General features: G+C 43.5%; 18 protein-coding genes. 14 read left to right on the plus strand and 4 right to left on the minus strand.

The genetic code is table 11. The features are described 5' to 3' along the window. Positions 1–118 precede the first annotated feature (118 nt). A complete protein-coding gene (locus tag NST44_RS14320; RefSeq protein ID WP_007127826.1) occupies positions 119–607 on the plus strand; it encodes an NUDIX hydrolase in 489 nt (162 codons plus the stop codon). 932 nt (positions 608–1539) lie between these two features. On the opposite strand, the gene NST44_RS14325 is transcribed toward NST44_RS14320, so the two are convergent. Next, entirely contained in the window at positions 1540–2214 is a 675-nt protein-coding gene (locus tag NST44_RS14325; RefSeq protein WP_007127828.1) for a TetR/AcrR family transcriptional regulator, read from the minus strand. A gap of 156 nt (positions 2215–2370) precedes the next feature. Between NST44_RS14325 and NST44_RS14330 the strand changes: the two genes are divergently transcribed. The 9 genes from NST44_RS14330 to NST44_RS14370 all read left to right on the plus strand — a co-directional run bounded on the left by NST44_RS14330 (position 2371) and on the right by NST44_RS14370 (position 9548). Further along, the gene (locus NST44_RS14330) at positions 2371–4080 is read left to right on the plus strand and encodes a DHA2 family efflux MFS transporter permease subunit (RefSeq protein WP_007127829.1); all 1710 of its coding nucleotides are present in this window, start codon (positions 2371–2373) and stop codon (positions 4078–4080) included. Between the two features lie 156 nt (positions 4081–4236). Next, entirely contained in the window at positions 4237–4656 is a 420-nt protein-coding gene (locus tag NST44_RS14335) for a hypothetical protein (protein WP_040737880.1), read from the plus strand. 167 nt (positions 4657–4823) lie between these two features. Next, complete coding sequence (locus NST44_RS14340) at positions 4824–5153, plus strand: hypothetical protein (protein ID WP_007127830.1); 330 nt, start codon at positions 4824–4826, stop codon at positions 5151–5153. 74 nt (positions 5154–5227) lie between these two features. Further along, positions 5228–5758, plus strand: coding sequence for a hypothetical protein (locus NST44_RS14345; RefSeq protein WP_007127831.1), 531 nt, complete (start codon positions 5228–5230; stop codon positions 5756–5758). 52 nt (positions 5759–5810) lie between these two features. Continuing rightward, positions 5811–6323, plus strand: coding sequence for a ClbS/DfsB family four-helix bundle protein (locus NST44_RS14350; protein ID WP_007127832.1), 513 nt, complete (start codon positions 5811–5813; stop codon positions 6321–6323). 12 nt (positions 6324–6335) lie between these two features. Further along, positions 6336–6833 carry a GNAT family N-acetyltransferase gene (locus NST44_RS14355; RefSeq protein ID WP_007127833.1) on the plus strand — a complete coding sequence of 166 codons (498 nt, stop codon included), beginning with the start codon at positions 6336–6338 and terminating at the stop codon, positions 6831–6833. After that, complete coding sequence (locus NST44_RS14360) at positions 6830–7738, plus strand: aminoglycoside phosphotransferase family protein (protein ID WP_007127834.1); 909 nt, start codon at positions 6830–6832, stop codon at positions 7736–7738. Before NST44_RS14355 ends, NST44_RS14360 begins: the two co-directional genes overlap by 4 nt. A 74-nt stretch (positions 7739–7812) precedes the next feature. Beyond that, positions 7813–8274, plus strand: coding sequence for a hypothetical protein (locus NST44_RS14365; RefSeq protein ID WP_007127835.1), 462 nt, complete (start codon positions 7813–7815; stop codon positions 8272–8274). Positions 8275–8363: 89 nt separating this feature from the next. After that, the gene (locus NST44_RS14370; RefSeq protein WP_007127836.1) at positions 8364–9548 is read left to right on the plus strand and encodes an alanyl-tRNA editing protein; all 1185 of its coding nucleotides are present in this window, start codon (positions 8364–8366) and stop codon (positions 9546–9548) included. 203 nt (positions 9549–9751) lie between these two features. On the opposite strand, the gene NST44_RS14375 is transcribed toward NST44_RS14370, so the two are convergent. Then, on the minus strand, positions 9752–9841 hold the full coding sequence (locus tag NST44_RS14375) for a putative holin-like toxin (protein WP_321175361.1): 90 nt from the start codon (positions 9839–9841) through the stop codon (positions 9752–9754). Positions 9842–10040: 199 nt separating this feature from the next. On the opposite strand from NST44_RS14375, the gene NST44_RS14380 reads away from it, so the two are divergent. The 3 genes from NST44_RS14380 to NST44_RS14390 all read left to right on the plus strand — a co-directional run bounded on the left by NST44_RS14380 (position 10041) and on the right by NST44_RS14390 (position 11473). Beyond that, positions 10041–10388, plus strand: coding sequence for a DUF4260 domain-containing protein (locus NST44_RS14380; RefSeq protein ID WP_007127837.1), 348 nt, complete (start codon positions 10041–10043; stop codon positions 10386–10388). 87 nt (positions 10389–10475) lie between these two features. Further along, a complete protein-coding gene (locus tag NST44_RS14385; RefSeq protein WP_007127838.1) occupies positions 10476–10934 on the plus strand; it encodes a hypothetical protein in 459 nt (152 codons plus the stop codon). Between the two features lie 134 nt (positions 10935–11068). Beyond that, positions 11069–11473 (plus strand): hypothetical protein, encoded by a 405-nt coding sequence (locus NST44_RS14390; RefSeq protein ID WP_213614571.1) that lies wholly within the window; start codon positions 11069–11071, stop codon positions 11471–11473. 230 nt (positions 11474–11703) lie between these two features. Here the strand turns inward: NST44_RS14390 and NST44_RS14395 are convergent, their stop codons facing one another. Then, positions 11704–12672, minus strand: coding sequence for an LCP family protein (locus NST44_RS14395; RefSeq protein ID WP_340899989.1), 969 nt, complete (start codon positions 12670–12672; stop codon positions 11704–11706). 358 nt (positions 12673–13030) lie between these two features. Between NST44_RS14395 and NST44_RS14400 the strand changes: the two genes are divergently transcribed. Then, positions 13031–13255, plus strand: coding sequence for a hypothetical protein (locus NST44_RS14400; RefSeq protein WP_213614567.1), 225 nt, complete (start codon positions 13031–13033; stop codon positions 13253–13255). A 112-nt stretch (positions 13256–13367) separates the two neighbouring features. Here NST44_RS14400 and NST44_RS14405 read toward each other — a convergent pair whose 3' ends face one another. Next, positions 13368–13808 (minus strand): SgcJ/EcaC family oxidoreductase, encoded by a 441-nt coding sequence (locus tag NST44_RS14405; protein WP_028404704.1) that lies wholly within the window; start codon positions 13806–13808, stop codon positions 13368–13370. Between the last annotated feature and the right edge of the window lie 21 nt (positions 13809–13829).

The following is a 13829-nucleotide window of genomic DNA, read 5'->3' on the forward strand; positions in this document are numbered from 1 at the left end:
GACGGGAATACACGTAATATGGGAGTTGTAATGAAGTTTGGGAATAAGTTGTTAGGTGAAATTGCTGAAAAGTCAAAAGATTCAAGGTTGTTTTTATAAATATATATAGGGGGGCTAAATGTACAAGTATGCACTTTGCTTCATAAAAAAAGGAAGTAAATTACTCATGTTGAATAGAGATTCAGCTCCGACAAAAGGATTATGGAATGGAGTAGGAGGAAAAATTGAAGGGAACGAATCACCAACTGAATGTGTAATACGAGAATCCTTTGAAGAAACTGGAATTGTTTTAGAGAATGTAGCGTATAAAGGCGTTATCAGTTGGATTGCAGATGCAAGTTATTCAGGTGGGATGTATGTTTTTATAGCAGTAATTCCAGATGATTATCAATATATTACGCCCAAAAAAGTAGATGAAGGTATTTTAGATTGGAAGGATATTGAGTGGATATTGTCGGAAGGGAATTTGGGGGTCGGGGAGATGATTCCACAATTCCTACCGAAGGTCTTAAGCAGCGCTGAATGTTTTGAACATAAGTGTATCCTTGAGAATAATAAATTAATTTATTACGATGCAGTAAGATTACGGCAGATAGAGACAATATAAAAGATTGTTTTGGATAAGGAAGTCACCAACCTCTGCTAGCAGTCTATTCTCGCATTGAATCCTCACGGCTACTCGTTCGTCAAGGAGGCATCTCGGAATTTTCATGCTACTTATATAATGGTTGAGTAAGCCTGGATGCAATAAAAAGAATAAGGACAACAAGGTAAGACAAGGGGGATATCAAAATAGAAGATGATAAAACATCTGTTGAATTTTCTATTAAGCCCTTCACCAAATTCAGATTTTACTGAACTAGAGGTTATTGAGTACGAAAGAATGATACCTAGGCTCTTTAACGGTGAATTTGGCTATGACTCAATTTATCCTAAATATCGTTTTCTTAAGTATCTAGCTTTAAAGAATCATGTTTTGTTTCACGGATCAAATAACTCACAAATTGATATCGATCCGACATGGTCTATATTCATGCTGTATTTGATAAAAGTAAACAAGACGGAAGTTTAGAAATGGATGTTTAATTTTCAAGATAAAAAGTATCACTTTTATTCATTGAACGCATCGACAATGCTGAATAACCCTTGGACAAAAGGAACGATATACATATTACCACAAGACAAATTTAAAAAGTCTGATAACAATATAGTTCATTTTAATGAGTGGGTTTCACACGAGCATGTTAAGCCGATAGCCCGATTGGAAGTTGGAATTGAAGATTTCTATTTTCGGGATAAGGTTTCAACCCATAAGGATAACGAGTCCTTGCTAAAGACGTGGCTGCTTTATAAAGTTAGATCGAAGAGGGCAAAGCCAACAATGGCTAGGAACAGCAGATAACAAAGTATTATCTAACAGGAGCTAAACTGAATCTAAAGATGAAGTTATGTGTTTCGAACATTGTCTATTCTTTGAACCAATAAAAGCTGCCCCCAGCTATGCGGGCAGCTTTTCCTATTTCCAGAGGAATTTCCTCGCTACTCCTCCATAGATAGTCCGAGCTCTTCGTTCTGCCTTTCTTGCAGAGCTTCCTGCGGCCACAAATAAGAGTGCAGCATATCGATCGTTTCTTCAATCAAACGCTCCCGGCTGATGCCCGTACCGCCGAAAGCTACGGCTTCAACCACCCCATGCGCTGCAAGAATAAGGACCGTCGCCGCTGCGTCCGGGTCCTTGATTCGAGTCTCCTTCTGCCAGGAGCGAAGAAGTCGGGCCGTAAACTTATAGAAGAACCGCATCTCCTTGTCCGCCATGTCCTTAATCTCAGGATATGACAGCGCCATGATGTCCATTTCCCGATGAAAACCGATGTCCACCTCGTGAGCCTTAATCATGATCTCGATCACGTCCCGGATCAGTTCCCGTTTGTTCTGGCTGCTATTCAGTTGAAGAGCGCCGTGACCTCGGAGAATCCCTGTGAATCGTTCATGGAAGAGAGCCAATGCGTCTTTGAAAATTTCCATTTTATCAGTGTAATAGGAATAGACACTGCCAACAGCTACATTCGCTTCCTTCGCGATTTCCTTTGTATTCGTGGCGTGGAAGCCTTTCTCCGAGAAGAGTTTCATGGCCGCCGCAACGATCTTTTGTTTCGTTTCCATGCTTCGCTGCTGCTGGGGCACGCGGGTCTTATCCTGATCTTTCTCTGCCATTTTCATCACCTACGCCTAATTGTATTTCTCCTCCTTATCCAAAGTCAACGAAATTATGAATCATAGTTCACATTTTTATTGACAAAAATGAACTTTAGTTCATATAATCCGATTAAAACGTGAACTAAAGTTCATGTTAAAAAGGAGAGGGTTACTTTGTCTAAGCTTACCGGTATCCGCCGCGGGATTGCATTTGCCGCCATTATCTTGGGGTACTTCATGGCACTCCTGGATACGACTATCGTTAACGTCACCTTGCCGGAGATGACCCGGCAATTCAACACCGCCATGGACGATATGTCCTGGATCGTCAATGGTTATAACCTGGCCTTTGCCGTCTTCTTGATCACGGCTTCCCGAATCGCTGATCAGTTCGGTCGTAAGCGTCTTTTCCTCGTCGGTACAGCGTTGTTTGTCGTTACTTCGATTCTGTGCGGACTGTCAACCTCTGTCGAAACGATGGTCTTCTACCGAGTCTTGCAGGGCATGTCTGCAGCGATTGTCGTTCCGGTTACGATTCCCTTGGCAGCTGACTTGTTTCCGAAGGAAAAACACGGCATGGTCCTCGGCATCTGGGGGGCCATCTCCAGTCTGGCTGCTGCCAGCGGACCTACCTTGGGTGGCATTTTAACCAATTCCATCGGTTGGGAAGCTATTTTCTTCGTGAATGTCCCTATTGGGATAGCTGCAATCTGCCTGGCAATCCCGTTGATCCGTGAATCCTTCGACACTTCCGCGGGACGGAAGATCGATTGGCTGGGCGTGTTGACCCTTTCTGCCGCGATGTTCTGCATAACCTACGGATTGATTAACGTGAGCGAATGGGGCTGGGATTCGTTGAAATTTATCGGGTACATGGCTGCTTTTCTCGTTTTTATAGTTCTCTTCTTAATCGTTGAGCTTCGTACGTCTGTGCCTATGCTGCCCTTGTGGCTGCTGCGCATACTCCCCTTCAACGGGGCAGTGCTCACACTTGTGATGATTGGTGCGGGCATTACTGCCTCAACCTACCTGATGTCGTACTTTCTGACCGGGATTCTGGGCAATAGTATCCTGGAAGCAGGGATCACCATCTCTGCCATGTCACTTGCTTCAATGGTGATTTCCGCAATAGCCGGAGGAATGTCCAACAAGTATGGCAGCCGCTGGTTTGTCACCGCGGGAATGGGGATATTAGCTCTGTCTTTCTATCTGTATGGATCGCTGAATGCGGCATCCACCGAATGGAGCGTGGTCTGGCGGCTGATCTTGACAGGTGTGGGCATAGGTCTCTCTGTCGCTCCCGTTATGGGCGCCTCCATCCGCAACGTGCCGGAAGAGAAGATCGGCATCGCCTCGGGTATCATGAATATGTCTAGAGCGATCGGCTCAGTTCTGGGCGTAGCTATTTTGGTTTCTGTGCTAAATACGGCGTTAAGCCATTACAGTGGGGAGGCTGTGAACAAAATAAAGCTGCAAATCGAGAGCAGCGCCGACCTCTCGGCGGAGGCCAAGGAGGTCATCCTGGAGCAGGTGGGGCGTATGGTACAAGAGAAGTCCTCAGCCGGTGCTAAGAACGCCGAGGGGGCGATCCTCCTTCAACTGGATACCATGGAGAAGGCTCTATTGTCCGAGGCGGATGAATCGGTAAAGCAGGAGCTCCAAGCTGCTTTCACGCAGCAGCGGCAAGAGCTGGGGCAGCAATTATCCCAGGTGAGCACGGATTTGCAGGATGCGTTCGTTGCCTCCTTCAGTCGGACTTTCCATGCGGGCGGATGGTTTTTGTTGCTAGGGATCCCCTTTGCCCTGATTTCTGATCGTCGAGGTGGAAAGCGTCTGATGACTGATCCATCTATGAGGGCCTTCGCTGCCAACGAAGATGCGTGATGGGTAGAATGAATTTGACGGAATTGAGGTGGATCGTAAAGGATCTGTCCGCTGCCGGAGAAAGGTTTTTGGACTTGCCATCGAGAATAAAGAATAAAGCAATTCAATGAGGGATCGGCGGCAGAGTCGATCCTTTGCTTTCGATTGGAGGTTACGATGAAACAAGGTAAGAGCTATCTAATTGCAGCTTGTGTGTCCTTGCTAGTTCCAATCATTCACCTTGGTTTTTTAGAAATCAGCACGAACATAAAAAATTCAAAACAAAATCACGATCCAAATCTATTCGGTCAAGAGATCGTTATAAATACAGATATCACTGATGCCTTTTATTTATATTGGTATTCATATACGGCACCAGATTTCGTCCGTGATTACTTCTTAACATTGTTGTTCTTCATTGGGATTTTTTTGTTTCGGCGAATATTCAGAAGAGAGAAAGGACTCGACTCACTTGCAATTGACATGTATTCTCGCTTCGGAGCTGCCTCGATCTACTCTCGGTCGCAAGGAAAATTTAAAGGCGTCGATTTAAAGAAACATCAATGTGGGAGAGTGTTCATTGAGACTATACTGTAACGGAAGGAGGGCTACCTATTAAATATAAATCAGAGAACACGATTGCCCATATCTCGTTGCATGACTGCATCATTGCATCAACCTCAACTGAAGGGCAGAATTTATCGGTAACATTTGAGCACATAGATGTTTTATCGGATCACCCTCTTAACTACACGGGGATGGCTATGTATTCTGGAGAAGCAACGTTAACTTTTGTGGATTTTGAAATTGTGGAGTCCATTTTATTTGATACTTCAGAAGTGAAGAATAAGAGAAGAATTGTTGTAGAAATAAATGCTCAAAAGAGGGAACTTCATTATTCTGATTTGTTAGTTGATTTTGAAGTGCTTAAGGATGAGGTACTCAATAAGGAGGGGAATTATCTATTTCATAGATTTGATGGAACAACTTCAAAAAAGTACAATTCTGATTTTGGATATTGGGTTATCAAATACAAGAAACTGATTATGGAATGGGACGAATTAATAGATAAAGCGTGGTTTGAAGAAAGGTAGGATTTTATTTCCCCCACGGAAAAAAGGCAAGCTGCTTGATAAATTGAACGAAGCAACAAGTACTGGAGGACGGTATGGGAAACACGATTTCACTACCCCCAAGATTCAAGGATGTAGTTGAACCAATAAGTATGTCAAATGGATTAACCTCCGTGTTTATTGAGGTTTTAGTTATTAGCGGTTCCATGCTGGCTGGAACAAATCGAGAAAAAGAACTGATTATCTGGCTAGCACAAAGGGATCAGTCCGTCGTTGGAATAGGGACCGTTGGTTTTGATATCGATGAAATGCCTTGGACGGTCAATTCCTTTGCAAGTGAGAAGGATTTTATGATGCGAACGATTTCGCATGCGGCAAAAGGCTTAGGGTGGGAGAAATTAAGCTATGAACCACGTCAAGACCAGGTTGTTCATTGTTTGAAGCAGTTTGACTTCATGATTCAGGCGTTTAATCAAGAAGATGTGAGCATGAACAATTATATAGAGTGGGCAGAAATTGAAGAGGGTGACGATAACCCCACGATCCCAAGAGGATACCCTAAATGTGAACAACATAATATCTATTTAAGTTGCCATGGATGTATACTTTGTAATAATGGAAGTTGATTTGGAGAGTAGAAGGGATATAGAACCAAAGATAGGTGTAAGGAGTTTTAGGATGCCGACATATGAAAATAAACAAGCGCTTATTGATGAAATTGTGAGAACCTATCATTTACTTGATCAAGAGTTCGACGCCGTGCCTAAAGATCGTGAATGTTATCGAGTCGAAGAGGTAGACCGGACTCCTCATGAAATGCTTGCCTATCAGGTAGGCTGGCTGACCTTATTATTAAGCTGGGAAAGGGATGAATTCGCTGGCCTGGAAGTGATCACCCCGTCCCCACTATATAAGTGGAACCAGTTAGGGCTGTTGTATGCGCACTTTTACGATACCTATGCCGGTAGTTCATTGCATGAACTGCGCGCTCTACTCCAACAACGCGTAGAAGAGGTATGTCAATGGATTGAGCAGCTTGAAGATGAAGAACTTTTCTCCCCAGGCAAACGAAAGTGGGCTGCCACCAGCGCAAACTGGCCAATATGCAAATGGATTCATATTAATTCTGTTGCTCCGTTTAAAAGCTTTCGAACCAAAATCAGAAAATGGAAGAAAATTGTGTGCGTATAAAGGAGAATTTCTATGATCTCAATCCAAGAAATTGAATACGAACAAAAGTCCATCTTACGCAATCTCCTCGAATTATATAAATACGACTTTAGTGAATTTGATCCAGAAGATGACTTGAATGCCAATGGATTATATGAATATAAATACTTGGACCATTATTGGACGGAAGACGGAAGATACCCATTTTTCATCAAGGTCGATGATAAACTGGCGGGGTTTGCTTTAGTACGGATGCATGGTACTGAATTAAATGAAAACATTTATAGTATGGCCGAGTTTTTTGTCATGAAGAAATATCGAAAACAAAAAGTCGGACAAACCGTTGCACATGAGTTGTTTAATCGCTTTAGCGGCATTTGGAAAGTTGCTCAAATTGAGGCGAATCAACCAGCTCAAGACTTCTGGAGAAAAACAATTGACCGTTATACAGACGGAAACTATCAGGAAATACGAGAAGAGGGTTGGGAAGGTCCTATACAAACATTCTCGTCGGCAGCCCGACAGTCATGAATGATTATTTAAGAAAAGAAGATCGCCAGAAAATTATCGATTGTTTCGGCAAGAGTTATTATGAGAAATTGGTGGAGCATCTCAATATCTACTCTAGTCGATGGAAATTACAAGATGTTGATTTTATACCTTCGTACTCGATGAATTGCGTATTCAAATGCTACTCAGAATATTATGGTAATGCGGTTTTAAAAATTGGGGGATCGAAGAGAGCGGTAACCGCCGAATACCATACTTTGCGTGAATACGATGGCTGGCGTCTATGTAAAGTGTACGATGCAGACATCTCAAACGGCGTGATCCTTGAAGAGGAAATACAACCGGGACGATCCTTATTCCATGGAACTTCGCGTGATCAAAGAATTTCCATTTTTAGCTCTTTATTTAAGGATATGCACATTCCTCCACAAAATCCCGGCCATTATCCAACCTATAAAGACTGGGTAATCAGGAGTATTAACTACATTAGCAGAAGAGAAGACTGTACGGATCTATTTCCCCATATAGAAAAAGCGCAGGAACTATTTTCGTCAATCACTGAGAAGTATGCACGAAACATGCTGCTACACGGTGATCTTCATCATGAAAATATCCTTTCCAACCATGCCGGCGAATACATCATCATCGACCCGAAAGGAGTAACCGGTGATCCTGTCTTTGATATTTCACGTTTCATCCTTAATGAGTTTAATGATACCTTCTCTATAGATCTATACCTGGAAATTGAAGCTTTTATATCCGCATTAGCAAAATCACTACATATTCCTTGTAGCATCCTTAAGATCTGTCTATATATCGAAACGACAGTATGGTTGTGTGATGAGTTGCAACAGGGCGTACCTATTCATGAGTGTTCGTATCTTATCGGCAATATTCTTCATGCAAAATCGATGTTATCAAATTGACCAAAGCAATGATAAGAGTCGCCGTTTTGTGAATCCCAAATGTTTGTCTATAACAGGAAGAGGGGGAGGGTGTTTTGGAAGCGGATATGAACCAGAAGTATGAAATCAAATTTCCCTTATCGATGTATCTTCAAGTCATTTGTTATAGTATAGTTTCATTGTTGATGTTTAAGCTGGTATTCGTCGTTGATTCATTTTTCCTTGCGGTATTTCTATCTTTCCTGATCTCGGTTCAAGTAGGAGGAATAGCCGTCTTAATCCCAAGAATGCTTAGAAGAAACAGTGAGCTGGAAATTACCCCTAATAAAATTCGGATCAATCGGAAGGAAGTCTCTAAGGAAGACATTGAAAAGGTCATCATCGACGATTCTTTTACACAGAGCATTGGTATCAAGCGATACGGCAAAAGGTTAATTCTAATGGATTTACATTTCAGGTTCAAAAATAAGGAAGAGACTAATCTAGAGGAATTAACAGTGTGGGCACGTGAAAATGGAATTGCTGTAATTCGCGGGAAAATATTTAGATGGGTATAGATATTGGGTCCGTACATACTGAAGCGCTGTACTTTTAAATAAGAAAATCATACTAAAATAAATCATCCAGAATAGTGAGGACATAGAAGATGACAAAGAAGCTATATTACGAATCAGCCTATATTCGGGAGTGGGGGACGCGAATCACGCGCAAATGGGAGCGGGAAGATGGAGCTTATCTGGTCTTGGAGGCGACGGCATTTTATCCGCACGGCGGAGGGCAGCCGTGTGACCTGGGATGGATCGATGCCATCCCGGTGCTGGATGTCGTTCTTGAAGAAGGAGAGATTCTGCATAAAGTGGAGCGTTTCCCTGAGAAGGAAGAGGTTCAATGTCGTTTAAATTGGGACCGGAGGTTTGACCACATGCAGCATCATAGCGGTCAGCATCTGCTGTCCGCCATGTGTTTGGAGGTTTGCGAGGCGGAGACGCTCAGCTTCCACCTGGGCCAGGATTACGCCACCGTTGATATCGCACGAGCGGATCTGTCTCCGGACCAGTTGATGATGCTCGAGCTCGAAGTCAATGATCAGATATACCTGAACCGCAAGGTGACGAGTTATTTTGTGACCCGTGAGCAGGCAGCCGTCCTCCCGCTGGTGAAACAGCCAAAGGTATCTGAGGATATCCGGATCGTTGAAATTGAAGGGATCGAATATAACCCATGCGGAGGCACCCATGTCTCAGCCACAGGTGAGATCGGCATGATCAAGCTGCTGAGAGCAGAGAAGCAGAAGGGACATTTGCGCATTTATTTTAAATGCGGTTATCGTGCGTTGAAGGAATTCAATGCCGGAATGGACATTCTAAGCAGCCTATCCGCTAGGTTCAATACCTCGAAGGAAGAGATTCTGGACCGGATTGCAAAATGGGATCAAGAGCAAAAGCAGCTCCAGACGGAATTAAACGCCGTGAAAGCCGAGAATGATGCCTACCTGGCCGAGAAGCTATTGGCTGGACGTCAAAGCGGCCTGATCAAGCATGTGTTTGCGGACAAGCCTCTGAAGGATATGCAGAACCTGGCGGCCAAGCTCACCGACCAAACTGACGTTATCGTGCTTTTTGTGTCCAATGCAGACAACAAGGTGCTTCTTGCTAAAGGGGGAAAGCGCGAGCTCGCCTGCGGTGCGTTCTTCAAGCAGCATCTAGCTAATTATAATGGTAAAGGCGGAGGAAGCGACAACATGGCGCAGGCCGGTTTTGCCACTGAAGAGGATGCGATGGCGTTTTACCATTTCACGGCGCATTCATTGTCATCGGTTGAAGGGGAATAAGGGAATTAAGGCGGATTGTGATAATAAAATGGACAATTAACTCAAGAAATAACCCCTATAAATATGTTATAAAATGAAGTATACTGAGGTAAGAAAAAGTAAGGAGTCGTGCGGGAACACGACTCCAGTGTACAATAACTGCATAAAGAGCAGTCGGCCGCTAAGTGGTGGTCGAAATAGACCGTTACCTTAGGGAGGGCGGTCTATTTCTTTTTCATGTAGGTTAGGAGCGCCAGAATGAACATGCCGAACATGAACATTAAGGAAAGTGTGTCATAGACCTCCATGGGCATCACCTCCCTTCATGGAGACTAGCCAACCGCCCTTTTAGCCGTACATTGTACTCGAAAAATTCTCAGAGACAGATGAATATTGAAACAACACACGACCCGGCCTAAGATAAGAGCTATCTATGGTCGGGTCTCGTCGTGGATGCCATTAAACGTTTTAAGACAGAACGAAGCAAGTGAAACTATTTGCGGGGGGGACAATATGAATAAGAAGATCATAAGACTTGAAGGATTATTGGTTTTTCTAGCTTGTATTTATGCTTTTGTTCTTAATGATTATAAGTTAATTTGGTTTTTTGTACTTCTGCTATTTCCGGATTTATCCATGATCGGATATATAAAAGGAAACAAAGCAGGTGCTGTAACCTACAATCTTTTTCATACATATTTATTAAGCGGATCTGTTTTAGTAATAGGGATCATAATGAAAAGCGATATTTTGATTCAGCTAGGAATCATTTGGACCGCACATATTGGAATTGATAGACTAATGGGGTATGGATTGAAATATACAACGGATTTTAAAGATACGCACTTAGATAGGCTATAAGAGGTACTTTATAAAAGGTACTGGTCATAATCTTGCGATTGAAGAGCCGCTTAGTCATGTAAAACGAACGCATGAAAGGAATTACGAATGAAGAAATATACTGAATTTTCTTTTTACCTGCCGTTTTTTGATTTGATCGATGATCCCGATGAGGGATCCCAATTCGAACAGTTAATGGGGCAGCTGCATATAAGTTTCGATATAACCGCGTTATATCAGCGATATCTTTCTTATGGGGCAGGAAAAGGAGATATTTTTGTATTTATCAAGGAAGACGATAGGGACAGCTTTATATTCATTGATTTATTTAACGGCTTTACCGATCAGCATAACATGGTGAAATTAGGGGTTCGTTGCGACAGTAAGCTGGATGAGAAGATCAGGAACCTGCTATACCAGATATACTCCCAGGCAGAGCTCACGAGTAAATTCATTGAAAGTTATGATGATTTGCTCAAGCTTGAGACCTGCAGCGGGGATTATCCCAAAGAGATTCGGTATGGAGATTATACTTACATTAAAAACATTCATTATAACGCCATCTAGTGATGTTCGTGCTGCAAGGCCAGTTAATGCCCGCTGGGTTCAGCTGCATGTATAAGTAGAGAATAGGCCTCCAGATAAAATATTTGTAGCCGTTAAAAAAAAGATTTTCAAAACGCTGCGGATCGAGGTGAATCATGAAGAAGATCTCCGTGATGTTTCTACTTATGGCCTTCTTATTTTTGGGTTGTCAGAACAATGACACTAAAGATGATAACTGGGGAAGTAATCATCTTATTAGAAGTGGAGATATAATTGATATCATCATAAAGGATAAGGATGAAGCAAATAGAACATTATCCCCAACAGAGTTGCAGGATTTTATGAATATAATTCATGGTGGCGTATACGAGATCGGACAGCTTGATATTGGTCCAGCGGATAATGTGGTTGAAATGGCATTGAAGAATGGAGAAACGAAGAAGCTATCGTTATGGCTGGATCAGGGTGAAGATTTATTTGTGGATCATGATGATAATGGGCATTACAAGCTGTTATTAGATGAGGATGAACGTAATAAATTGATCGATATCCTTCATTAATAAGTTACTAGAAGAATACTCAAGCGATTGAGCTCGCGAGGGATTACTTTGCTGATCACAAGGGCCAGAACATCGCGAAAAACTGTAAGAAGCTTAGGGAATATCCCTAAGCTTCGTTGTCCATTACAGGAATCATACGTCACATCTCCCAAAGGAACATCCTGTCAATCTCCAACAACACTGCTGCAGTGATCGAACAGAACCTTTTATAATGTAAGGTCCTTATCCCATTATTCGTTCGCGCTCGTATCCGCATCAAATAATTCCTTAACATAGGCTTGGAGCTTGCTCTTATTCACGCCGAGCACCTGGGCATGTCCTACCTTTTCATTCGTTAACAACGAGAAAGGGGGAATCTGCTGCTCATCAATATGGTCCAGATCGAGATCGAAACCTAAAGCGGCCAGCTTCAGCATTTCTTTTGGTGATAAATCGGTTTCGATGTAGGGGCTGATGGATTCCAGAATACCGGGAAGCTTGATCAGACCCGTGGTTGACTGCATTTTCTTAGCGATTTCAGAGATCAGCTTGCGCTGACGCTCCGTACGCGCAAAATCCGACCTTGCCTCTTTCCGGAAACGCACGTATTGCAGGGCCATGTTACCGTCAAGATGCTGGTACCCTTTTTTCAAATCGATGTCGTATAGGTGCTGATCGGCTTTGCTTGTGTAATGCATATCTCGCTCTACTTCGATGTCAACCCCGCCAAGTGCGTCCACAAGAGCAATAAAGCCGACAAAGTCGGTATAGACGTATTTATGTATCGGGATATCCAGCAGCTCGCTGACGGTTTGTCTCGTTAAATTCGTACCGCCGTAGGCAAACGCCGAGTTTAATCTTCCTTTTCCATGTCCCGGTATGTCTACGTAAGTATCCCTGAGAATTGAAAATAGATGGACTTTTTTCGAAACGGGATCGATGGATGCCACCAAAATCGAATCCGATCTCCCGGAATCCTCCCCGCGGGAATCTCCCCCGAGCAGAAGAATATTGATACGCTCTTTGCCTTCCCATTTCGGGATCTCAATTGTCTGGTCTCCACCCGTGGACGAATTCGACGACGTTGCTATTGGCGGCCGGTTCGATGCGGTGGAGATGCTGTTCGTGAAGTGGACAATCGAATAGAGATAATATGATATGACGGCTACCACACTAAGTAACAATACGCTCGAAAATATCTTTAACCATTTCTTTTTCATCGTTCTAGAACCATCCTAACCTCATAAAATCAGTGCCACAGCACTTTAACAGATGATCTCCATCGGGACGAGTCCGTCACTGAAACATTCGGTACGAATGAACATTATACATTTCGCAGGATGGTATCGGAATTGAATTACCTTACACTTTCCTTACAAAATCGTAATATAAGGTAATGAAGGACGAATTCATATGCATCAATAGCCGCATCCGGTACCGGGGGGCAATATTGATATCAGCGCAGCAAACCGTAGAAAAACCGGGAAACCTCCCGTCAGCCATTGCGTAATTGACTTTAAAATGAGAGACCAGGGCTAAGTTAAATGATAGGGATCATGTGGGGAAAAGGAGGGGGATGTGCGTCTACAAAAGATAGAGATTCCGGCGAGAGCGGATGTGTCGGTCGAATCGGATATGAAGCGGCTATCGCCGGCTATCAAGAAGGCATGGGAGCGTATGAACGAACTGAATGACCTTGCGCTGGAGCTCGTTGCTAAGGCGCATCCGGACGAGGATGTAAACGAGCTGGTTCTGTCTAAGGTTGCCTTCGACGAGGAACGCCTGCGTGCGCATCGGGTATGACACAGGCGATACCCCGGCCGGGTGGCTGTATATCTACATGTTATTTAATCGAATGGAAGCGAGCAGCCATCTCATCTATTAGACTTCTTGATGATGGAAGTTTGAGCAAGCACTAGCCTTTCATGGACGCCGGTTTGCCCTGCTGCATCTCTTGAATGCGGCAATTGTGGAAGGCGGTTATTTTCCATTCCCCATTTTGTTTGATGATCACATTGGAATTGAGTGACCCACGGTCATTCGGATCTTGAGCAGGCTCGGCAAGTTGAACCTCCCCGATCGCATGAACGATCGCTACATCCGGTGTAATAAAACGCGGCTGCAGATCCGTGTACGAACGGGACACGAGGACAGAGCCTTTCAGTGGTCCGTTAAACAGCATTTGGTGGACGTCGGCGATTTGTTGTCTTCCTTTCAGGTGCTGGCCGGCGAATGTTACATAATCGGCGTCTTCGGTAAAACAATTCCCGTAAGCTGCTCCATCGCCCTTGTTCCAAGCCTCGCTTAAGCTTGCGAATAAATCACTGATCGCTTTCAGTTCTTCTTGTTTAGCCATTTGAACCAGTCCTCTCCATAG

The sequence above is a fragment of the Paenibacillus sp. FSL W8-0919 genome (assembly GCF_038003785.1).
Classification (GTDB): domain Bacteria; phylum Bacillota; class Bacilli; order Paenibacillales; family Paenibacillaceae; genus Paenibacillus_AQ; species Paenibacillus_AQ lactis.